Here is a 22904-nt window from a genome sequence, read left to right as displayed (position 1 = left end):
ATCCGCGGCGGTTCAATGGGCAGGTCATTTTACCGGCCGAAGCTGAACTTCTCGGCTGCCCGGACCAGGACTGCAGCGGCCGCGTACAGGAACGAAAACATCAGCCAGATCAGGGACATGTTTCCGCTGGTATCAATAACCAATCCGGTGACCACCGGCATGATCAGCGAGCCCGACTGGAGAAACAGATTCTGGACAGAAGCCGCTGTGGCTCCGTAGGTATCTCCCGCACGGATTATCGCAAGGGAAGTAAAATGGGTGGACGGCAGATACGATGTGAATCCGTAAACCGCGGCCACCATGGTAATGAGAAATGAATTTGTCTGGACAGCGAAGAGTACCGAAAGACCCGACAACAGCGGGAAAATTATCATCAACGCCCTGCAATGGCTTATTTTAAGAGCCGTAAAGAGAAACCCCGAGACGGAAGCCCCCAGGACCGCGCAGAGGCTGTACGCCAGTATGATCCTGCGCCCGGTATTTCCGGATAAACCCATGGCCGCGCTGTACGGGTTGATCCATGTGGCAAAGCCTACAACTGAGAACATGAACAAGGCTCCGGCAATTCCGGTTATAACCTGACGGTAATCCGTAAGAAACATCCGTAATCCCGCAATTCCGGGGCCGCGGTTTGTTTCCAATTCTTTTCTGGGTACATCCCGGGAATTAAGAAAAAATGAAACCGCCGCCGCCGTTAACACAGACAGGCCCGAGATACCCAGAAGCACCCAGCGCCAGCCGATAAGCGGACGCAGAATCCCTCCCAGGAGATTCGCTATGAGAATACCCAGGGGCGGCGATGCCAGCAGAATACCCAGGGCGCCGGAACGTTTTTCCCCGGGAAAAACCGCTGTGATTGTTTTTGAGCAGCTTCCCATTACAGAGCCCGAAGCCAATCCCGAAAAGAAGCGTGTCCCTAAACCGAAGCCGTATCCGGGAACGGCCGCCATCAGCGCTGCCATCAGACCATTGCACAGCACCGCCCCCAGCAGAATCCATTTGGGCCGGTACCGGTCGGCCAGCATGCCGCCGGGTATCTGGCTCAGGATGTATCCCGCAAAATACCAGGAAGTGTAGCCGCCGGCCTGGACGGCGGTAAGTCCCAGTTCGGCGGAGATGTCCTGCAGCAGGGGACTGATACTGTAGAGGCTGACGAAACAGTATGTAAAAGCTGCGGTTGCGGCAAAGCAGCATCCCCGTTCCCGGGGGCTCACCGGCCGGCTCCGGAATTTTCGGCTGGAGCCGCTCCGTTTTCCGCAGGCGCGGCTTTAAAGGCTGGAAACCGTACCATAGCGGCAGCCTACAGCCGGGTATCCCAGAGCCCTGCGAAGGGATCCACCGGGCTGACGCCGGTAAAGGCCGACCGCCCCATGAGTTTTTCCACCGCGGCTTCTACCGCCGGTGGATGGGAAGCGTAGGCGTTTATATATGTTTTAATCATAGGAACATCCACCAGGTGGTAGGGATTCGAAAACGAAAGAAAAAGTGTCGGAATGTCGCAGACGTATTTCGGGGAAGTCTCCCCGAGAAAGTCATCCCAGACAAGCCTGATGGTGGTCTGGTTGCTCCCTACTTTCATGTTGGCATAGTACACAATCAGGTCGACGTTTTTTTTGAATTCCGAGACCGGATATTCCGGGCCGGGCAGAGGTATTTCATCGAGATACGAAACGGAAAAACCCTCTTTCCGCAGGAGACCGGCAAACAGTTCAACCTCCGGCAGTTTTCCCTGACACCGTTCATTGGTTATCTGGAGAAGCGCCACTTTGGGGGTTTTATCCGGAGAAAGCGGGAGCAGGTTTTCCTGGTTTTTCACCAAGGTGATGTTTTTGCCGGCGCATTCTCTGGCCCAGGCACGGTGTTCTTCGCACCGGATCCATTCCATGGCGGATGGTTCCGGGACCAGGGTTCCGGAGCGCTGCTTCTCATGGAGTCCCAGGGATGCTTTAAGGGCAAGTATCCGCAGAACCGCGGCATCCAGCCGTTCCCGGGAAAGAATCCCCCGGGCAATTCCCCGGCGCAGGGACCCGGCGTCTTCTTTTTGGTTTATTGAAAAAATCAGCATGTCCGCGCCGTTTTCGATGGCCATGGGAATCGCGTCTTCCCGTTTCATGGCGGCCGTAAAGCCCACCATCTGGGTCGCGTCGGTGCATATAACACCGTTGAATCCGAGTCTTTCCCGGACTATCCCCTGGTTGAGTTCCCGGGAAAGCGAACCGGGAAGTATTTCTCCGTCGGTAAGGGCAGGGTTGATACTGCGGGAAAGGGCGGGCTGTTTGATATGGGCGCTCATCAGTGTCTGGGCCCCGTGGCCGATCAGCGCCCGGTATACCTTTCCGTATGTTTCAAACCATTCCTCCGCGGAAAGGGAATTGATGCTGGCCATGAGATGCTGGTCCCGGTAATCGACCCCGTCTCCGGGAAAATGCTTGATGCAGACCGCCATGGCGTTTTCCGCGCAGCCGTCGCAGTATCCCTTGGCCATGGTGATAATCCGGTCCGTATCGGAACCGAAGGTCCGGACATTGGTAATAGGATTTTCCGGGTTGATATCGATATCGATGATCGGCTCAAAGGTCCAGTTGATTCCTGCGGCGTTTCCTTCCCGGGCGGCTATCCGGCCGAGACGTAAGGCCTGCTCATATTCGTCCGTGGCGGCCACACCCATGGGGCTTGAAAAATACGTTCCGTCGGCCATACCGCCGTTTCCTCCGCTTCCGCCACGCTCAAGATTACAGGCAATGAGCAGAGGGATTTTCGAGAGTGCCTGGAGTTTGAGGGAATAGTCCCGCATTTTCGCCGAGGCAAAAGGCCGGTACATGATTGCCCCGGGAGCGATATCTTCAAAGAGGGCTTCTGCCCGGGTGCCCGGTTTGTCCCAGAGGATTCCGCAGAAAACCTGGCCGATTTTTTCTTCCTCAGTCATGGCCTTGAGGGTGTCTCTTACCCAAACGCAGGCCTGTTCATTTAAATTGAATGGTTTCGCGGTGATGTCGATATTCATACTGTTATCCTTTTATGCCCGCGCTGGCAATGCTCTGCACGAATTGTTTCTGGAATGCGATAAAAAGAAGGATCACCGGGAGTATGGCGCAGACCGCGCCGCTCATGATGATTGCGTAATTGGTCCCATTGGATTCCTGAAAACGCTGGAGTCCTACCGTCAGCGTAAACAGCCTGTCATTGGAAAGGAATATCAGCGGGTTGATGTAGTCGTTCCAGGACCAGATGGATGAAATCAGAATGAGTGTCGTCAGCCCCGGTTTTGCCAGGGGCAGGATAATCTGCAGGAATGTTCTGAAATGGCCGGCCCCGTCAATAGTTGCCGCTTCGGTAAGGTCATACGGAATGGTCATAAAGAACTGCCGCAGCAGGAAAATACTGAAGATGGAAAATATCCCCGGCAGTATCAGCGCCGCGTGGGTATTGTTGATGCCCAGCCATCCGAAAAGAATATATTTGGGAAGCAGCAGTACCTGACCGGGGATCATCATGGCGGAGATGTACAGGGCAAATAGTATATTCTTTCCCCGGAACCGGAGCCGCGCGAAGGCGTACGCCGCCATGGATGTGAGTATCAGATCCCCGAAAACGGTTACCGTGGTCACGAATATGGAATTGAGATAGTACCGGGGGAAATTACTTTCCGTCCATACCTTCGTGTAGTTTGCGGTGTTCACGTTTTTCGGAATCAGCCGGAAAGGAAATTCCATGACATCGATTTCAAATTTGAAGGATGTTGATATCATCCAGAGAAACGGAAAAATAAAAAGGATTGCCAGGCCGAACATGATGACCGTTATCACAGTCTTTCGTATGGCGGCTTTCTGCAGCGGTGTTATCATGGCAAACTCCTCAATAGGTGACCCATTTTTTCTGGAAAATCCACTGTATTACAGTCAGAGCCAGGACCAGCAGCAGCAGCACCCAGGAAATCGCCGAAGCCATGCCGAAGTTATATTCGTAAAATGCGTTCCGGTATATTTCGTACACCAGCACGGTGGTGGCGTATCCCGGTCCGCCCTTGGTGATGATATTTATCTGGTCAAATACTTTGAATGAGTTGATGGTGGCGATTATCAGAACAAAAAATATCGTCGGCGAGATTCCCGGAACCGTTACGTGGATGAATTTCTGTATTGTTCCGGCTCCGTCAATATCCGCCGCCTCGTACAATGACCGGGGAACATTCTGCATTCCTGCCAGAAGTATAATCATGTAGTAGCCCATCTGGTACCATACGGCGAGAATGATCAGCCCCGGCATGGCCCAGTCCTTGTCGGTAAACCATCCGGGAAGGTTCCGTACACCCAAAGCCTGGAGCACGCTGTTCACCGGACCGCCGTTGGGGTAGAGTAGTACATTCCATACCACCGCCACAGCCACCATGGATGAGATATAAGGCATGAAGAACATTGCCCGGATCACTCCCTTGGCATAAACTGCCTGGTTGAGAATTCCCGCCAGGATCAGTGCCAGGATTATCGTGCACGGTACGGTGGTAAAGGTGTACATCAGGTTGTTGGACAAGGCTGCCCTGAACCGTTCGTTGCCGAAAAGGCGGATGAAATTATCGAGCCCGACAAATTCCATCCCCTTGAATCCGAGCATCACATTCCATTTGGTAAAACCTAAAACCAGGGTAAACACAATGGGAAACGCGATTATAAGGATGATACCCAGCAGATTCGGGAGAATGAACAGATAACCCGCCCGTTCCTCCTTCCGTTCGGAAAGGGTGAGTTTCCGGAAATACGCCATAAAAACCTCTCAGCGGTTTGCCGGGATATTCCGAATATCCCGGCGTGCAAGCACAGTCCCTGCGCCGGATAGCAGGGACGGATTATCAGTGGTTATTTTTTCTGGGACCGTTCATCGAGGATTGCCTTGTCCACCCTGGACTTCATATCACGGACTGTCTGTTCCAGGCTTTTTGCGTTGGTAAAGAACAGGGAGGTTTCCTCCTGGATGATGGAGTTGTATTCATTCATCGCTTCGCCCACGGGCATTTTCATGATCGAGACAATTTCCGGATCAAAGAATTTTTCGATATCACCCTGGGGCAGGCCCGAACCTTCTCCGAAGGCGGCGATCATTTCCCGGTTGTAGGCGGGGAGGTAAACCGGGACAGTACCGGTTTTGGCGATCTCCAGAGACCCCTTCTCTATGTAGTACCGGATAAAGCGCCACGCGGCGTCGGGGTTTTTGCTGGTGGTGGGTATGGCCAGAGCGGAGACACTGCCCCAGGAAGTTTTGGGCGCGATAGTTCCGTCATACCGCGGAAAGTGGGCGACCCCGACTTCAAAGTCATAGGGATATTTTTCCTTGTTCTTCATGTCCCGGACCATCCACGATGCGGCCATTACCATGGCGCATTTCTTATTGAAGAATTCAATATTCTGGAGCGTATTGGTGGCGATGATTTCACTGTAGTTCTTTTCATAGCCGCTGCTGTCCAGGTGCATCCGGTTCCGGAGATCATTGACAAACGGTTCGGCGTTGATGTTCGCCATGCCGTCGCTGGTGTAAAAATCCGCTTTCTGCAGCGCCGTGAGACACCAGAATCCCGGCCGGATGTGGTTGAATGTTCCGTACACTTTGTTCGAACCGCTTCCATGGGTAAGCCGTTCGGCCAGAGCAATGTATTCGGCGTATGTCCAGTCATCCTTGGGATAGGGAATTCCTAGGCTGTCGAACATGGTTTTGTTGTAGAATACACAGCCAACGGAATTATGCCGGGGATACACATAGTAACTGCCTTCGAATTTTGCCCATTCCTCGGCTCCGCCGAAATTGGCTTTCATGTCGATTCCGTCCCGCCGGATATAGTCATCGATGTTCCTGAGCAGGCCGTTCTTGGCTTTCGCAAACTGCTGTCCGTCGGCGATCTGCACCACATCAATATCACTGGAACCCATCATCATCACGTCAAGTTTTACCTGGGTGTCGGGATTGTCCGGGACAATATGGAGAACAACCTCTATATCCGGGTTTTCACGGTTGAACTGTTCTATGATGGGATTGCTGTCCTCCAGAGCCTCCCAAGTGTAATAATTAATCACGGTTTTTCCGGTCTTTCCGGTTTCACCGGAACCGCCGGCGAACAGCACCGCTGACGCAAACAGCGCCGTCAGGGTTATTGAAATAATCCGTTTCATGCCTTCCTCCTGAATTATCCGGGAACGGTATTCTGCCGCTATGGGAAACCGTTTCCGGTTGCTTTATAATCCGGCGTTTTGGGAAAACCCGCAATCCGTATTTTTTTCAGAAAGTGTCAGAATATTTCAGGAGGAAGGGGGTAGGCGAAGGATATTTCCGTTCCTGTACCGGGATCGCTGGTAAAGGAAAAATCGAAGCCGCCGGGGTAACTCAGTTTTAAACGCTGGTACACATTGGACAGTCCGATCCCCTGGTTTGTCTGAATTTTGTTCAGGAGCCGTTCCCGGGTTTCCGAATCCATTCCCGATCCGTTATCGGAAACCGAAACCCGCACAAAGTCCCCCTCAATACCGATTCTTGTGACGATATCCACCGGCCGGCTGAGATTTTCCGCGCCGTGGATCACCGCGTTTTCCACCAGCGGCTGGATGGTGAGTTTTATCACCGGAATATTGCGGAGGGCCGGACTGCATTCGGTTTTGTAGGAAAACCGGCTTCCGTACCGTATCTTCTGTATGTAAATGTAATTATCAATATAATCCAGCTCCTCCCCAATGGTTACCACCGCGGTTCCCCGGGCGCTGAACCGCAGGAAATCGCCGAGGCGGGTAACCATTTCAACAATGGCCGTATTGCCTTCCATGTCGGCCATCCAATTGATTGAATCCAGGGTATTGTACAGAAAGTGCGGATTTATCTGGTTCTGCAGAGCCGCCAGTTCAGCCTGTATCCCCGCAAGTTCATATTCTTTGGCCCGCAGCTTTGACCGGTATACTTCCTCGGTAAGTCCGGAGAGCCGTGTTACCATGGCCTCGTAGCTCCTGGTGATGGAACGGATCTCCTTTACCGGGCTTTCCTCAAGCTCCACTGTTTCCGTTCCGCTGAGATCAACCGAGGCCATAGCTTTTTCAAGCCGCCCGAGGGGAGCGGAAATCGCCGTGGCAATCCGGGTCGCCACCAGGGCAAACACAAAGGCAAAAACAAAGGAAACAATAATGCCTATGGTTATGACGCCGTTGGCTCCTTCCATGATTATCCGTACCGGGACAATGCCTTCAATATACCAGGGGTACCGGTCCAGAGGCTGTGTGGAGATAAGAAATCCTTTTTTCCGGTCAATCCGTGTTTCGGGGAACACCATTGTATTTCCCGGTGATAACCCGGGGCCGCCTATTTTTTCCCGTTCCGGATGGCTGATTATTATCCCTTCCCGGTCAGCGAGGTACAGCGATCCCGCAGTGTCCCAGCGGGCTTCCTCAATCAGGGATGAGAAAAAAGTTTCGCCTATATTGAATACCACGTATCCGATGGGAATACCGTTGTTTTCCGGGCGGACCGTATCGAGGCGGCGGATTTTCTGGGCCAGGGTGATTACGTATTCCCGGCCGTACCGGTCGTCTCCGGTATCGATATGGCTGGTTATCCAGACCGGCGCTCCCTGGGATTGTTCCAGTTCCGGATAAAAGTGCAGATTCTGAATCATCCGGTCCCGGTTGTATCCTTCCGAAGACGCGAGAACCCTGCCGTCCAGCGAGAACAGGGTTATGTTTCCCACATCCAGAAAATTCCGGTGATCGATCAGTACCGACGCGATGATGTTCCGGTCCCGGTACGAGTGAAGCAGGGTTTCATCCATCAGAAGATTTTGAATGGTGCTGTTAAACATGACTCCCAGGTTTACCTGTTCTATGCTTCTGAGTTCCCTGAGCATGAGCATCCGCACCAGCAGTGCCTGATTCCCGTAGCTTGTTTTCGCGTTGTTCCGCGCGGCGGCAGCCAGGAAAATGTAGAGCAGTACACTGCTCAAGGCGGTAGACAGGATAAGCACCGCCAGCATGAACCGGACGAGTTTTTTCCGGATGGACCGGATTTTCGCCGTCATGGCCGCCGCTCCGCGGCCGGTTTGTATTCGCTTGGCGGAACGCCCCAGTATTTTTTAAAGATATCCGTAAAGTACCGGTAGTTCGTATATCCGCACCGGTCCGCAGCTTCGTATATCCGGATATCCCCGGCGCTGATAAGATCCGCCGCCTTTTTCATCCGCACTTCAGTTAAGTAATCGGTAAAACCGGAACCGGTTTCCTGTTTGAATATTCCGCTCAAATACCCATAACTTACCCGCAGCGATTCCGCGGCAGCGGAGAGGGAGAAATTTTTATCCTGAAAATTCCGGCTGATCAGTTCCTTTGCCCGGCTGACCGTAGCCGCTGTTCCGCTCTGTTTTTTTTCGTCAAAGGTCATAAAGACCTTCTTCAGATATTGCATGAAGCATTCCCTAAGCGTTTCTAAGGAATTCTCCTCCGGGTTCCGGGGAAAATCCTTTACCGCCTGCTGGTACTTTCCCGTGAATTTATAGCTTTTAAAATTCTCCTCCAGCCGGTCCATAAACCAGACGCACCACCGTTTTCCGCTGGCGGTATTCTCAAAGGTGGTGAATTTACCGAGTACCATGGATTCTGTTTTTTCGTTGGTTCCCATGGAAATCAGGTCCATAAGGGTTATGAGTTCCCGGTGTTCGCTGTGGGTTGCCCGGAAGGCGTGTACCTGTTCCTGTTCCCGGTTTGTCATTTTTCCCAGAGCGCTGTCATAGGAAATACAGAGATTTTCCAGTCTCTGGGAACTGCCGCTTTCCCGCGGCAGGGGAGGGATCAGCTTTTTTTCGATAGCCTCCTCCGCAAGCCGGTGGACCGCCGCGGTTTCCGACTCCAGGGTGATAACCACAAGGAGGCTGCCGATATCATCAACCCGGAACGGCGCCAGTGCTCGGATATAGGGTTCCTGGTATGGTTCGCTGCCGTAGGTATCTACCACCGTGACCTGGTATTTCGCGGCGGTTTCTCCGGAAAGTTCCAGCCGCTGCCTGATTTCCTTAAGCTCCTCGGAGCTGACAAAGGAATTGTCCAGGAGCTTGCGGAGAAAATATCCCCGTACAAACCGGGCCGTTTTTTCATTTTCCTTTTCAAGCAAAAAAAACTCATCCAGTTCTTTTGCTATCCTTGAGACAGCCGAAATGATTTCCTGTTTTTTTATGGGTTTAAGTATGTAATCCTTTGCCCCTGATTTGAGCGCCCCCAGGGCGTAATCGAAACGGTCGTAGCCGCTGATAACAATCTTCCGTGTTTCCGGCGAATTCCTGTTCACCCAGTCAATAAGTTCAAGCCCGTCTTTTCCGGGCATGCTGATGTCCGTTATGAGCAGCGCTACCGGTCCGCTTTTAAAAACAGCGATAGCTTCTTCAGTGCTGGCCGCGGTACCGGCGAGTCTGAATCCCAGATCGGCCCAGGGGATAGAACGGGCCAGTCCGTTCCGTATGAGCTGTTCATCATCCGCAATGAGCACAGAATACACAATGTGTCTATTATGGGGTATTTCTCAATTGTTTGCCACTAAAATATAGACCGGCTCCGCCCGGTTTATTTTCTGGACTGGAGGCTGTCACGGAGTACCAGATCGCAGCTGATAAAAACTTTTTCATTATGGATATTGTCGCTTTTCAATAATTTCCTGTGCAGAATCTGGAACGCTGTCTTTCCCATATCCTTCTTGGATACCTTTACCGAGCTTAATGACGGTTCCGTCATCTGGCATGACGGCAGATCATCAAATCCTATTACTGAAATATTTTGCGGGATCTTGAGGCCTTTTTCACGGAAGGCTTTGCAGCAGCCGAGGGCAATTATATCGCATACACAGAAAAATGCGGTCGGCAGGGATGGTGACTTTTTCAATACCTGTGACATTTCGTGGTAGGAATTCTCAAAGGTTGAATCCACGGAAAAACACCATTCCTTTTTTGACGCAAGCCCGAAATACGAAAGGGCCTCAAAAAAATACTTTTCCCGGAGTTTGAAATTCTGGGTAACCGCGCTTGATTTAATTAATCCTATATTGGTATGCCCGTGATCCAGAAAAGTTTTTACCACGGTATACACGGCGGATTCATTATCCATATTAACGAAATCAAAAGGGCAGAACGGATAGGTAACATCCATAAAGACCTTAGGCGTCTGTATCGGCGTAAACAAACTTATCTCGTTGTAGGATAGTTCTGTCGCCAGGATGATCACTCCGTTAAAGCGGGAATTTTTCAGATCCTTGGTTATGGCGTTGATATCAAAAACCGGATAGTTCAGTATCTCCAGGGAAAAACCGGATTTACGGGCCTCTTTCTCTATGCCGTCAATATAATCGGCGATAAAGACATTATGATCGGGATTGACAATATGCCCGTGGGAAGCAATTTTAAGAAAACAGATTGATCCGTTTTTTTTGCCGGAATTGTTTGATACATTGCTTTTATACCCGAGGGATTTAGCGGCGTCCAGCACAATCTTTCTTGTTTTTTCGCTGACACCCTTACGGTTATTAAACACAAAGGATACTGTCGTTGTTGAGACTCCGGCTTTCTGGGCAACATCATGAATGGTAGCTTCCATATAAATCCCTAAGAACCTCTGTAAAGTGTAAACAGTATAGTTACTTGTTTTTCCATTTTCAAGTAACTCCATTGCCTGAAAAATACCTTCGGATGCCGAAGCATTTGTGTAAATAAAAAACTTGACAACTCCGCAGGCTGTGCTAAAATATCACTAAAATCATTATAACATTTAATTAAAATTTTACAACAATTTTATTAAATATTTCAGTTTGGAGTTTGAATGAAACGGATTGCCGTAATCGGAAGCTCAAATGTTGATATTGTGCTACAGCTTGACCGTTTTCCCGCGGTGGGCGAGACCGTGGCGGGGAAAAAGCTTGATAAATTTCCCGGAGGAAAAGGGGCGAACCAGGCATACGCGTGCGGGCGCCTTGGGGGAAATATATCATTTTTAAGTCTGGTCGGCAGCGACGAGCACGGTGATTTGATCCTTGAAAATATGAAAACCGCCGGTGTTGATTATTCCCGGGTGGAGACCACTGGTCTGCAGCCCACTGGTTCGGCGTATATCTATGTAAACAATGAGGGAAAAAACACTATTGTGGTACTCGCCGGCGCAAACGGATTGTGTGATGTTGCCTATGTACAGCGGCACCATGAAATAATCAGGGATTCCGACATTGTGGTACTTCAGATGGAAGTCCCGGAAGAGACGGTGTATCATACCGTCGGCAGCGCTTTTGAAGCGGGTAAGATTATTATTTTTAACCCCGCGCCGGCTCCTGCGGAAATCCCCGATGAGATTCTTTCAAAAATAGATTATTTCACCCCCAATGAAACGGAATTGGAGAAGCTGTCGGGAAAGAAGACGGACTCGCTTCCGGATATAGAGGAAGCGGCGCGGTTTTTTCTCAATAAGGGCGTAAAGAATGTGATCGTTACCCTCGGATCAAAGGGGGCTATGCTGGTCTCTCCGACGGTGACAAAACTGTACCCGCCGCCTGATGTACATGTCGTTGATACGACCGCTGCCGGAGATACCTTTAATGCGGCGGTCGCGGTCAGGCTTGCCGAAAATAGCAGTGTTGAGGATGCGATTATATTCGCCAATTTCGCCTCTTCCCTCTCAGTGTCCCGGAACGGAGCGCAAAGTTCCATCCCGGACAGGACGGAGGTGGAAAAATTTATCAAGGAATACGGAGAACAGGTATGAAAAAAAGCGGAATTCTGAATCCTGCGATACTGGAAGTTGTCGCGTCCCTTGGTCATACACAGTATCTCGTTTTATGCGACGCCGGCTTGCCGATACCGCCCGGAAAAAAGGTGATAGATATTTCCCTTACCAGCGGCATCCCTTCATTTATGGATGTACTCAATGCTGTTCTGCCGGAACTAGCCGTTGAGTCTTATATTGCTGCCGGAGAAATAACCGCTAAAAACCCGGAGCTGTACAGCGCGTTGGAGGAATCCCTGAAAGGTGTCGCGGGGACAAGTGTACCCCATGAGGAATTTAAAAAGATTACCGAAAGAGCGGTCGCTTTTATCAGGACCGGCGAATGTTCCCCTTATGCGAATATCATTCTTGTGGGCGGGGTAAATTTTTAAGGAGATTGGTATGGACACAATGAAAGCTGCGGTCTTTGAGAAACAGGGAAGTTTTGTGCTGAAGGATGTACCGGTTCCTTCCCTCGCGGGTGATTACCATGTTCTTGTGGAAGTGGAAGCGGTAAGTATCTGCGGAACCGATGTTCACATAACCGCTGATCCGCCTGGGTATATCGCAACCGACGGGACAACACTTGGCCATGAGCTGTGCGGAACTATTATCGAAAAAGGAAAAAACGTTACCCATCTCGACGTTGGTGACCGGGTGGTTGTAAATCCGAACAACTACTGCGGAGTCTGCGTATACTGCAGAAAAAACCTGCCCAACCAGTGCAGCAATATCGAAGCTTTGGGCATTGATTACGATGGTGCCTTCGCGAAATACGTGTGCATTCATTCAAAGGTTGCGTATAAAATTGATAAAACCGTCTCTCCCGAAACCGCCGCCTGCGCGGAACCGCTTGCCTGCGCCATTAACGGTCTCAATAAGGTTAATATAAAACCCGGTGACAGCGCCGTTGTCATTGGAGCAGGGCCTATCGGTCTTATGGCCGCAATGTTATTAAAAGCCTCCGGCATCGCAAACCTTTTTATACTGGAAACTTCGGAATACAGAATCGATTTCGCCCGCAAGCTGAACCTCGGTTCGGTATTGAATCCCCTCAAAGATGACGCCCGAAAAGTGATTTACGATAAAACCGAAATCGGAGCTGATTTCGTCTTTGACATGACCGGTTCTCAGATTGCTCCCTCTATACAGCTGGTCAGAAAAGGGGGCTCCGTTGTTCTGTTCGGGGTGAATAAGAATTCCAGAACTGAAATAGCTCAGTCGGAAATTACCACAAAGGAAATCGCCGTGCTCGGCACCTGGCTCGCCAACGCTACCTTTCCCCAGGCCATTAAAATCATCGAGGAGAAAAGCATTGATTTAGCCTCACTGATTACCGATGTGATGCCTCTGGATGAAATACACAGTGGTATAAAGAAGCTGGCTTCCGGCCAGGCAATCAAAATCATCATTAAACCTTAAAGGCGGAACGGTATGAAACGGAAAATCAATGCGGGTATTCTTGGCTGCGGCCAGATTGCGCAGATAATGCATTTGCCCTACCTCCACGACCTTGATGGGTTTAACATCCATTCCCTTTGTGATATTTCCAGAGAGACCGTGGAGAAAGTCGGCGTAAAATACCAGGTTCCCGCGGAAAAGCTTTTTACGGACTGCGATTTATTTCTCACGGATCCAGATTTGGACGCGGTTTTTATCTGTTCCAAAGACCACTGTGAACCGGCCGTAAAAGCGGCGAACGCGAAAAAACATATTTTTGTGGAAAAACCCTTTGGTTTCAGTTTAGCCGAAGCCGAAAAAATGGCGGACGCGGCTGAAGCAAACAATGTTAAGCTCATGGTCGGCTACATGAAACGCTACGATACCGGGTTTGATTTCGCGCGGAATCAGATAAACAATATGACCAATATCAGCATGGTTAAGATCCATGATTTCGGCGGTTCCTTTTCCTACACAAAAAATGTTTTTGACGTAATCACCGGGAGTGATATTCCGGAAGCGGTTCTGCTGGAAGGCAAGGAGAAAACCAATGCTGCCATGCTCAGCGAGATCGGCGGCGACCGGAAGCATTTACTGGGAGCGTACAGCCTTCTGCTGGGCGTATTTTCCCATGATCTGGTTTTAATGCGCCATCTTTTCGGCAATGAACCGAAGATTCTTTTCGCTGATGTTTATAAAAACAGTTTTACCACCGCGGTGCTGCGTTTCGGCGACATAGAATGCGTATTGGAAAGCGGCTTGGTTATGAAGCGGTCAATCTGGGATGAATCCATTACGGTATATTCAGATTTAGTGAACCTGTCACTCGTGTTTCCCTGGCCGTACCTTAAAAACGCCCCTTCGAAAGTTTATATCTGCGACAATGCCGAAGGCACCGACAGTCCCCGGGAAAGTGTTGTCTCCGCATCCTTCCATGAGGCGTACCGCAGTGAGCTGATGCATTTTTATGAATGCATTGTTAACGATTCAGAACCCATTACCAGCGGCAGGGATGCCGTACATGATATCAGATTGGCCGGTGAAATAATCCGGGCGGTCCCGGTATAAAAAGGAAGGCTTGATAGTGTCTGCTGCAACGGCTATTTTTCTGGTTTTATTCGCCGCGTTTCTTTGGGGTTCCTGGCTTCAGGCCAGAAAGTACACCGGTGATTTTCCATTGCCTTCGTTTATGATCTGGCTGTATTTCGCGTCCCTGGTTCTGGTCTGGGGTGTCATCCTGGTAAATGAACTGGTTAATCCCGTTCATATCTTTACGGCAATCCGATCAAGTCCGGGACTGGCTGCTGTGGTCTGTCTCTGCGGAGCGTCCATGGCTATTGGCATGCAGCTCCAGATGAGTGTCATTGATAAGGTTGGCCTGATTCTTTCCAATTCAGTGAGCGCCACCTGCGGTGTGCTCCTTGGAACGCTGCTGACGGTAATGCTCGGCGGTCTGCCGGAAAATGTATCCGTCGGGATGATTTTTTTCAGTGCGTTTGTACTCATCATAGCAACTCTGGTCTGTCAGTTTTCCGGAAAACTGCGGGATAAGGACCTGTCGAAAGCGTCGTCACGGCCGGCAAAAACCCAGGACTCAAAGGCGGCCCTGCTGCTGGTACTGAGCTCCCTACTGGTGGCTGCCTATCCTCTGGGAATGTCCTTGGGAGTTAAAACGAAATTCTCAGATGGCGGCTTCCCGCCGCTTGTCTGCGTAGGTTTGCTGGCCTTCGGCTCTTTCGCCGGAACGATGATATACTCCGCCTTCTTTCTATCAAAGAACAAACAATGGAAGACCCTCTTCAGTAAAAAATACAAAAAGGCAATTCTCATTTCCTCGTTCTGCGGTCTCTGCCATTACGGCGGCAATCTGATTCACGTTATTTCATCCCATGCGCTCAGTGTTGCCGTTTCGTGGCTCATCGGCCGGACCGCGAATATGTGGACTTATCTGTGGGGTATCTACCACAAGGAATACCAGGGAGCCAAAAGCAGGACCTACGCAGTCCTGGTTTGCGGAATCGCAATTTATGTGATCGGGATTTTACTGCTGTCCCGGAGTTTTTACCGGTAAGGATTGTTTATGAACAGAAATGAAAGATCCAGATTAAGGATTAACAAATTTTTTGATCAGTCATTCGGTTACCTGATGTGCGCGCCCGCGGTTATTTTGTTTGCCTTGTTCGTTATATATCCTTTCTTCCAGGGCATTTGGATTAGTTTCCACCGCTGGGACGGTATGGGTGAAATGAAGTGGCTTGGGATAAGAAACTATGTTTTCGTTTTCAGGGATCCCGTTTTCTGGCAGTCCCTGGGAAATACTCTTCTGTACGCGTTATGCTCGCCCATCTTTAAAAACATACTGGGTCTGGTACTGGCGCTGATATTCGTCCAGAAAATCCGGGGGAATTATTTCTTCAGGGTATGTACCTATATTCCCTATACGTTTTCTTATGTCGTCGTCGGTGTTCTGTGGATCTGGATATACAACCCCACATTCGGGCTTCTCAATTCTTTTCTCCGGCTTATCAACGCGGAATTCCTTATCAAGGGATGGCTCAGCGACCCGAATATCGCGCTTTTTTCGGTTATAGCTGTGGATGTCTGGAAATGTATGGGATTCCACGCGGTTCTGTTTATGGCCGGACTGCAGGCCATTCCGCAGGAGTTATATGAAGCCGCCGATATTGACGGCGCCAGCGGTCTGAGAAAATTTATCTCCGTCACAATTCCCCAGCTGAACAGTACCATTGTGCTGAGTATCCTGCTGGCTCTTACCGGCGCGTTTGTAAACAATTTCGATGTCGTAAACATTATGACCGAGGGCGGACCTTTCCATTCAACCGAAGTTGTGCTGACCCATATCATGGGAACGGCTTTCAGATTTTCCAATATGGGAAAAGCCAACGCAATGAGTGTGGTCCTTGTTGCCTTTGTCGCGGTCTTCGGATTTATACAGCTCAAGACAATGACCAGGGATGAGAATTATGAATAGAAATCAATACCAATACATAAAAAACGCTTTCTTATATTTGCTGATTTTATTTTTCCTTCTCATAACCATGTATCCGATATTCTGGATGCTCAGCGGGTCCCTTAAAACGGAGATGGAATTTTTCAGCAATGTCTGGGGTGTGGCGGAATCTCCTCAGTTTACCAATTACGCTAACGCCTGGAAGCGGGCGGACTTCGGCCGGAAATTCCTCAACAGCGTTCTCACTACGGGCAGTTTCCTCTGTATCCTTATTCCAATAAACTGCTGCGCCGGATACGCATTGGCCCGGGTTAATTTTAAGGGAAAGAAAATCATTTACACGTTCCTGCTCCTGGGAATTATGATGCCCGCCGGAGTTCTGGCAATGCCGACGTTTACTACGGTAAACCAGATGGGACTCCTCAATACCCGGCTCGGCCTCGTCCTAGTATACGCCGGACAGGCGATCAGTTTCGGGATGTTCATCATGCGGTCGTTTTTTATTTCATTGCCGAAGTCTCTGGAAGAAGCCGCCCGGATAGACGGCTGTTCACGGTTCAGGAGTTTTGTATCCGTGATCCTTCCGCTGGCGGTTCCCGGGATTACGACCCAGATTATATTCAGCGGTCTGGCAAACTGGAACGAATATCTCCGCGCCAATCTTCTGATACGCAGTTCCGAGCTCCAGACACTGCCCCTGGGTATGGCCAGTTTCGCCAACCAGGATACGATCCATTATCCGGAAATGTTTGCCGCTTTGGTAATGGCGACGCTGCCCGTGGTAATTGTGTATCTGCTCACGCAGAAAACATTTGTAAAAGGCGTAACATCAGGCGCCGTTAAAGGATGATATTGGCATACAGACAGTATGTTTAATAGATGAAAAGGAGTGGTTTATGAAAAAGACGCTATGGTTTTTTGTTATGGCAGCGATGCTGTTTGCATTCTTTGCCGGCTGTTCAAAATCAAATGAACAAAAGCCCCAGAGCAATGAAGTTGTAATTATGGGGAATGCCCGTATGTACGCCGGTGAGGATGAAGCCTGGGAAGAACTGGCCCGGGATTTCGAGGCGGAGACGGGGATCAAGCTCACCATCCGCTGGCAGGGGAAATGGAACGAAGTTCCCCAGAACATGTCCGCCGCGAAGCTCGCCGGTGAAAAAGTCGACCTGGTAACCGTCGGCGCCGGCCTGATCAACTCGATTGTAGCCAGATCCGGATCCCTTATGGATATCTCCGAACTGATGGAACCCTACCGGTCCCGGTTCAAGGATGGCATGCTGGATTCCTACACCATCGGCGGTCGTCTCTGGGGCTTCCCCTACGGCAATTCGGCGGCAGGGTTTATTTACTACAACAAAACAATGTTTGATGAATTGGGTATCGCTCCGCCGAAGACCTTTGAGGAACTGGTAGCCGCGTCCAATACCATTAAACAAAAGAAGAACATAATTCCCCTGATCTTCAGAGGCAAGGATGCTTCCTACTGGTCGAACCTGTTCTTTACCACCTTTGCCCAGACCACCGGCAACAAACCTATTGAGTATACCCAGGATTTCCTCGCGGGGACCCGGAGTTTCAACAGCCCCGAGGAAATCGCCGGACTTGAGGCGATAAAAAGATTCTTTGACGCCGGTGTTCTCACCAGTGACAGTCTCGATACAAACGGCGACGGCATGAAGGCCGCGTTCCTCCAGCAGAAAGCCGCCATGATGCACACCCACAATTTCCAGCTGCTCCAGTCACAGGCTCCCGATTTTGAACTGGGGATCCTGGAATTCCCGATAATGGTACCGGGTTCATTCTCCCAGCCCTTCGGCGGACCGGGAACCGGAATCGCGGTGCCCTCATTCGCGGACCGCGACAATATTCCCAATACCATGAAGTTTATTGAGTTTATGCTCCGGCCGGAAAACGCCAATAAGGTTATCGCCTGCTACAAACCCGTGGTTGATGTGGTTAAGGGCGTCCAGGTTGTGGACGATCCCAATGTCAAATTCCTGAATGACGTGCTTATTCCCAAGACCGTTACGTATCTCGACTGGATTTGGCCCGCGGAGGTCAACGCCGCTGTGTACCAGGTTATACCGGCGATTATTTCCGGCAGAATGACCTCAGCTCAGGGAGCGCAGACTGTACAGGATGCCCTGGACCGGATTATAGCCGAGAACGACTACAGCTATGAATGGTGGAAGAACTGGAATGATTCCGACTGGAAGAAAGTGACACCCTAAACATGAATCGTAACCGGACGCCGGCTGACTGCCGGCTGTCCGGCCTTTTGAGAATAGTATAAATTTTACAGAGGTTATATATGAATATTGCGTACACCGTGTGGACATGGTTCCTGGATCCCTTTGATAATTTCAGCAAGCCTGAGACAGTGGAGAAACAGAAAGTTCAGTTTGAAAAAGCGGCCCGGGAAATTTCGTATCTCGGTTACGACAGTGTTGAGAATTTCAATATAATAGTAGATACCTTCGGGGATGATACCGATACATTGAAAAGTATTCTTCAAAAATACAACCTGACCCTGAGAGCCGTTTACCATTATCTGAAAACCGATTATGCCGCGGACCTGGAAATGGGAAAACGGTGCATAGAATTCCTGAAGAAGATGAACTGCGATATTCTGAATCTCCAGGCTCCGAAGCACGCGCCCGAGGGAACGACAAAAGAAGCCATCCTTGATACGGCCGCCAAGTCAAATGAAATGGGAAAGATTGCCGCGGATAACGGCATCAAACTCTGCATGCACCCCCATTGGGGAAGTACGGTTGAAAAGGAACATGAGATAGAATTGTTCGCGGAGAGTACCGATCCCCGGTATGTACACTTCTGTATTGATACGGCACATACACAGCTCCTGAATATGGATCCCATAAAGATTGTTGAACAGTACAGGGACCGGCTGGCATATATCCATCTTAAGGATGTTGACCCCGATGTGACCATCACGCCGGAACGCCCTATGAACCGCTTCAGAGCCCTGGGCCAGGGAACGGTTGATTTTAAAGGGGTGTACAAGAAACTCGTTGAAATAGGCTTTGACGGGACTCTCTGTGTTGAGCTGGATTACCCGGTGATCTGTAATTACCAGTCCGCCCAGGTTTCCCGGCATTATATACGGGATGTGCTGGGCATATAATACGGCGGGAACTATGGCGGAGAAAATAATTATTGACACCGATATCGGCGACGATGTCGACGATGCCCTGGCAATCGCTCTGGCCCTGCGTTCTCCCGAGCTGGAGGTGGCCGGCATTACCACGGTATACAAAAATGTCGCCCAGCGTGAACAGCTGGCTTTGACCCTGCTGGATGTTTACGGACGGCGGGATATACCGGTAGCCGTGGGGTTCGGGAAACCTATCAGGTATGAAACGGACACATCGGCGATACCTCACCAGTGCAGAAACCTCCGTAATAAAATTGAAAGGAACTGTGATTCAGATGCGGTTTCTTTCATCATTGAATCCGTGCGGAAGGATCCGGCTATAATATTAGTCGCCATCGGCCCCTATACCAATATCGGTATGGCGGTGAAACTGGCTCCCGAGATTATGCGCGGGGTGAGAGTAGTGGGAATGGGGGGCGCGTTCTCCGCCGTATACCCGGAATACAACATCATGTGCGATCCCGAAGCCGTTAATATCCTGCTCAAATCGGAATGCCGGATTGAAATGGTCGGGCTCGACGTTACGGTCAAGTGCGTGCTGTCCCCGGATGATCTGGCGGGGATTAAGCAATGCCGGGAGGCGGAGCATCAATTCCTCGGCGGGCTCATCGATATCTGGATGGACACGAGTATCGGAAAAAAGGTCACCCTCCATGATCCGCTGACCGTGGCGTATCTTATCGATCCCGGCATCCTCACCATGAAAATGGAACCCGTGGATGTTGAACTGGAAGGAACCTTTACCCGGGGGCTGACCGCGGTGCTGAGGACTCCCTTCAGGCAGCGGAAACCGCTGCCCCCGGACAATGTCAATGTAGCGGTGGATGTTGATTTTCCCAGGCTGCGGTCGCTGGTACTGCGGCGGGTTTTCGGTATCCAGTAAGGCTGCTGCCGGAGCCGGCTCATAAAAAAGCCCCTGCCGAAAGACAGGGGCTTTTTGCCCGGAAGAAGACTTGAACTTCCATGCCCTTGCGAGCACTAGTACCTGAAACTAGCGTGTCTACCAATTCCACCATCCGGGCTTGTGCAGTAATACTATAGAATATTTCCCTGATTTATGTCAACTGTTTTCGCCGGACTCCGGGTACGGAGCGTTCTGCATGACGGTTAAAAAAGCTTTCATATCGTATTCCGACAGGGCGTACTGTTCTTCAAACCATTCCCGCTGGCCGTGGTACAGCTGAAAAAGATCCAGGTACGCATTGTTTACGGGAAGTTCACCGAATCCGCGGTAGGTATCGGCGGTGTACCGCAGTTCATAATCCGTAAGAAATGACAGCTGGAATTCCCGGATAATCCGCTGTTTTTCTTCAATATATATACGCTCGTCCTCCAGCGGAGGACTGGGAATACCGCGGTAGTACAGATCAAGCTCATCCTTAAGCCGGAGAACATCCTCCCGGAACAGCCGGGAATTTTCCTTGTTTTCGTCTATCCGGAGGTATTCCGGGGATTCCGGACCGAAACGGCTCAGAACAAAAAGCCTGGCCCCTTCATCTCCCACAAAAGATGCCAGGTCTTCGTTAAAGGATGTATCATCCTTTCTCCAGATGGTCGCGTGGGTCTGTTCATGGATAATCAGGTTAGCCAGATCGTAGACGGAATATTTTGCCATATAGCTTATGAGCGGGTCCTTAAAATAGCCGAGGGTGCTGAAGGCTTCAACCCCCCGGACCCAGACATCCTTGCCTTCGTCCTTGCGGGCCTGTCCTTCTTTGCGGGCATCGTCAATGCGGTAAAACCCCTTGTAGGGCAGTTCCCCCATGAACGGGTATTTCCACAGATAGGTGTTGAAAGCCAGCGGGTCACAGGCCGAGACAACCCAGGCCAGGACATCCTGGTCAAGATCGAGGTATTCGGTGTAGTTTTTGTTTGTTTTTAATCCCAGCTCGGTTACGGCGTAATTGCGGATATCCTGGACCAGCAGAAGAAATTCCCGTGTTTCCTGGGGCAGATCTTCCTGTTTAAGAAGCTTTTCCGCGGATTTTGCCTTTGCCTGGTACGACAGGAGGTAATATCCCTGGGTCGTGTAATAGCAGCCGGAAAGAAAAAGCGCTGAGAAGCCCATAAATAATAATCCCGCCGGATTCCTTTTCATACATAAATAATGTACCAAAAGAAAGTCCGGCGGGCAATGTCCGCAGGGCGGCCGCCTTTGGGCCGGCCTTGACGGGGAGCGGTCCCGGAAACTATTCCAGCACCAGGTCCGGCGCCGAATACATCCGGCCCTTGAGTTCCTGGTCCAGAAGGTACAATCCCCTGGCATCCCCGGCGAAAAGTTCATACTTCTGAATCAGGTCGCCGGTGTTCTTTTCTTCCTCTCCCTGTTCCTTCACAAACCAGTTGAGGAATTCCAGGGTGCGGTAATCTTTTATCCCCGCGGCGGCTTCGTAAATTGTGTTGATGGAACTGGTCACGAACCGTTCATGGTCCAATGCTTCCTTGAGCGGAGCCGCCGCGTCGGCGTAGCTCCCCTTGGGCGCGTCCACGGGAAGCAGCCGCACTTTCTCATTGTTGTTCAGGAGATAGGTCCGGAAGAGCATGGCGTGGTCCCGTTCTTCCTGCGCCTGGATGTAAAACCAATTCGCAAATCCCTCAAGTCCTTTTTCGGTGTAGAAATTTGCCATCTGCAGATACAGATAGGCTGAATACATTTCTTTTTGAATTTGGCTGTTCAGCAGGTCGGATACGGTATTGTTCATTGTTGGCCTCCTATTTCCGTACTGTTGACGGTTTCAATATATAATCTACTCCCGGAACGGAAATGGTTCAGTGACATTGTTACAAAGCGGTATTGGGGCGGCGGTTATCCGGCGATTTTTCTGAGGCCGGCGGTATTGAGCAGGGTTATTTTCCCCCGGCCGAGTTCCAGGAGCTTATCATCCCGGAAATAATTGAGCATTCTGGTCACCACTTCCCGGGCGGTGCAAAGTTCCCGGGCAATGGAGTCATGGGTCAGGGACAGATCTTCGGTTCCGTCAATATTGGCTTTTTCCAGCAGAAACTGGGCTATCCGGCTGTCCATGCTTTTAAAGAGAATCTGTTCCAAAGTCCACATTACATCGGAAAAGCGGGAGGACATTATCTGGTTCATGTGGTTTGCCATTTCCAGGGACTGGCTCGTCAGTTCCTCATACAGTAAAAGGGGAAGCAGCAGTACCTGGGTGTCTTTTTCCGCTTCGATATGAATGTCAAACTGGATGTTGTTCATTATGCAGGAGGCGGAAAAAAGGCAGATATCGTACCTGAACAGGCGGTACAGGGTTACTTCCTTGCCCTGTTCGGAAAGGATAAACGCCCGGAACTGGCCGTCCTGCACGAGCATCACCCCCAGGCATTCATCTTTATATGGAAGAATTGTCTCCCCTTTTTTGAAAATCCGGGGTCTGCACTGCGCGGTCAGGGCTCTTCTGTGTTTTTCCGGCAGATCTTCCCAAAAAGGAAAAAATGAATCCGCCGCCGGCAGTGTCTGATCCAAAAAATACCCCCATCGCGCTGAACGGTTTTCAGTATAGATTGATAGGGGGGTATTGTCAAACTTTGCCGGGCCGGCCTTTTGGGGCAG

21 protein-coding genes and 1 tRNA gene are annotated in these 22904 nt (G+C 50.5%); 10 read left to right on the top strand and 12 right to left on the bottom strand.

The window, feature by feature from the left end:
- Positions 1-29: 29 nt before the first annotated feature.
- The 8 genes from JFL75_RS10725 to JFL75_RS10690 form a co-directional block, all read right to left on the bottom strand.
- On the bottom strand, positions 30-1214 hold the full coding sequence (locus JFL75_RS10725; RefSeq protein ID WP_215626687.1) for an MFS transporter: 1185 nt from the start codon (positions 1212-1214) through the stop codon (positions 30-32).
- Positions 1215-1300: 86 nt separating this feature from the next.
- Complete coding sequence (locus JFL75_RS10720; RefSeq protein WP_215626686.1) at positions 1301-3004, bottom strand: glycoside hydrolase family 3 protein; 1704 nt, start codon at positions 3002-3004, stop codon at positions 1301-1303.
- Positions 3005-3008: 4 nt separating this feature from the next.
- Positions 3009-3845 (bottom strand): carbohydrate ABC transporter permease, encoded by an 837-nt coding sequence (locus JFL75_RS10715; RefSeq protein ID WP_215626685.1) that lies wholly within the window; start codon positions 3843-3845, stop codon positions 3009-3011.
- Positions 3846-3855: 10 nt separating this feature from the next.
- Positions 3856-4761, bottom strand: a complete 906-nt coding sequence (locus tag JFL75_RS10710; RefSeq protein ID WP_215626684.1) for a carbohydrate ABC transporter permease — start codon at positions 4759-4761, stop codon at positions 3856-3858.
- A gap of 92 nt (positions 4762-4853) precedes the next feature.
- Positions 4854-6158, bottom strand: coding sequence for an ABC transporter substrate-binding protein (locus JFL75_RS10705; protein WP_215626683.1), 1305 nt, complete (start codon positions 6156-6158; stop codon positions 4854-4856).
- A 116-nt stretch (positions 6159-6274) separates the two neighbouring features.
- Positions 6275-8041, bottom strand: a complete 1767-nt coding sequence (locus JFL75_RS10700) for a cache domain-containing sensor histidine kinase (RefSeq protein ID WP_215626682.1) — start codon at positions 8039-8041, stop codon at positions 6275-6277.
- Complete coding sequence (locus JFL75_RS10695) at positions 8038-9507, bottom strand: response regulator transcription factor (RefSeq protein WP_215626681.1); 1470 nt, start codon at positions 9505-9507, stop codon at positions 8038-8040. The genes JFL75_RS10700 and JFL75_RS10695 overlap by 4 nt, the downstream gene beginning before the upstream one ends.
- 65 nt (positions 9508-9572) lie before the next feature.
- A complete protein-coding gene (locus tag JFL75_RS10690; protein WP_215626680.1) occupies positions 9573-10595 on the bottom strand; it encodes a LacI family DNA-binding transcriptional regulator in 1023 nt (340 codons plus the stop codon).
- 222 nt (positions 10596-10817) lie between these two features.
- Here JFL75_RS10690 and rbsK point away from each other — a divergent pair, with 222 nt between their 5' ends.
- The 10 genes from rbsK to JFL75_RS10640 all read left to right on the top strand — a co-directional run bounded on the left by rbsK (position 10818) and on the right by JFL75_RS10640 (position 20222).
- Positions 10818-11750, top strand: coding sequence for a ribokinase (gene rbsK / locus JFL75_RS10685; protein WP_215626679.1), 933 nt, complete (start codon positions 10818-10820; stop codon positions 11748-11750).
- Complete coding sequence (gene rbsD, locus JFL75_RS10680) at positions 11747-12142, top strand: D-ribose pyranase (protein ID WP_215626678.1); 396 nt, start codon at positions 11747-11749, stop codon at positions 12140-12142. The genes rbsK and rbsD overlap by 4 nt, the downstream gene beginning before the upstream one ends.
- Before the next feature lie 10 nt (positions 12143-12152).
- Complete coding sequence (locus JFL75_RS10675) at positions 12153-13172, top strand: alcohol dehydrogenase catalytic domain-containing protein (RefSeq protein ID WP_215626677.1); 1020 nt, start codon at positions 12153-12155, stop codon at positions 13170-13172.
- Between the two features lie 12 nt (positions 13173-13184).
- A complete protein-coding gene (locus JFL75_RS10670; RefSeq protein WP_215626676.1) occupies positions 13185-14258 on the top strand; it encodes a Gfo/Idh/MocA family protein in 1074 nt (357 codons plus the stop codon).
- A gap of 16 nt (positions 14259-14274) precedes the next feature.
- Positions 14275-15261, top strand: coding sequence for a hypothetical protein (locus JFL75_RS10665; RefSeq protein WP_215626675.1), 987 nt, complete (start codon positions 14275-14277; stop codon positions 15259-15261).
- Between the two features lie 165 nt (positions 15262-15426).
- The gene (locus JFL75_RS10660) at positions 15427-16182 is read left to right on the top strand and encodes a carbohydrate ABC transporter permease (protein ID WP_215626674.1); all 756 of its coding nucleotides are present in this window, start codon (positions 15427-15429) and stop codon (positions 16180-16182) included.
- On the top strand, positions 16175-17011 hold the full coding sequence (locus tag JFL75_RS10655; protein WP_215626673.1) for a carbohydrate ABC transporter permease: 837 nt from the start codon (positions 16175-16177) through the stop codon (positions 17009-17011). The genes JFL75_RS10660 and JFL75_RS10655 overlap by 8 nt, the downstream gene beginning before the upstream one ends.
- 46 nt (positions 17012-17057) lie before the next feature.
- Positions 17058-18395, top strand: a complete 1338-nt coding sequence (locus JFL75_RS10650; protein ID WP_215626672.1) for an ABC transporter substrate-binding protein — start codon at positions 17058-17060, stop codon at positions 18393-18395.
- Between the two features lie 80 nt (positions 18396-18475).
- A complete protein-coding gene (locus tag JFL75_RS10645; RefSeq protein ID WP_215626671.1) occupies positions 18476-19309 on the top strand; it encodes a sugar phosphate isomerase/epimerase family protein in 834 nt (277 codons plus the stop codon).
- Positions 19310-19322: 13 nt separating this feature from the next.
- The gene (locus tag JFL75_RS10640; RefSeq protein WP_215626670.1) at positions 19323-20222 is read left to right on the top strand and encodes a nucleoside hydrolase; all 900 of its coding nucleotides are present in this window, start codon (positions 19323-19325) and stop codon (positions 20220-20222) included.
- A gap of 55 nt (positions 20223-20277) precedes the next feature.
- On the opposite strand, the gene JFL75_RS10635 is transcribed toward JFL75_RS10640, so the two are convergent.
- The 4 genes from JFL75_RS10635 to JFL75_RS10620 all read right to left on the bottom strand — a co-directional run bounded on the left by JFL75_RS10635 (position 20278) and on the right by JFL75_RS10620 (position 22817).
- A tRNA-Leu gene (locus JFL75_RS10635) sits at positions 20278-20361 on the bottom strand.
- A 38-nt stretch (positions 20362-20399) separates the two neighbouring features.
- The gene (locus JFL75_RS10630; RefSeq protein ID WP_215626669.1) at positions 20400-21437 is read right to left on the bottom strand and encodes an aminopeptidase; all 1038 of its coding nucleotides are present in this window, start codon (positions 21435-21437) and stop codon (positions 20400-20402) included.
- 91 nt (positions 21438-21528) lie between these two features.
- Positions 21529-22041 carry a ferritin gene (locus JFL75_RS10625; protein WP_215626668.1) on the bottom strand — a complete coding sequence of 171 codons (513 nt, stop codon included), beginning with the start codon at positions 22039-22041 and terminating at the stop codon, positions 21529-21531.
- A gap of 104 nt (positions 22042-22145) precedes the next feature.
- Positions 22146-22817, bottom strand: coding sequence for a Crp/Fnr family transcriptional regulator (locus JFL75_RS10620; protein WP_215626667.1), 672 nt, complete (start codon positions 22815-22817; stop codon positions 22146-22148).
- Between the last annotated feature and the right edge of the window lie 87 nt (positions 22818-22904).

This window comes from Breznakiella homolactica, assembly GCF_016616095.2.
Classification (GTDB): domain Bacteria; phylum Spirochaetota; class Spirochaetia; order Treponematales; family Breznakiellaceae; genus Breznakiella; species Breznakiella homolactica.
The sequence above is the reverse complement of the archived record's forward strand: the minus strand, read 5'-3'. Positions and strand labels throughout refer to the sequence as shown.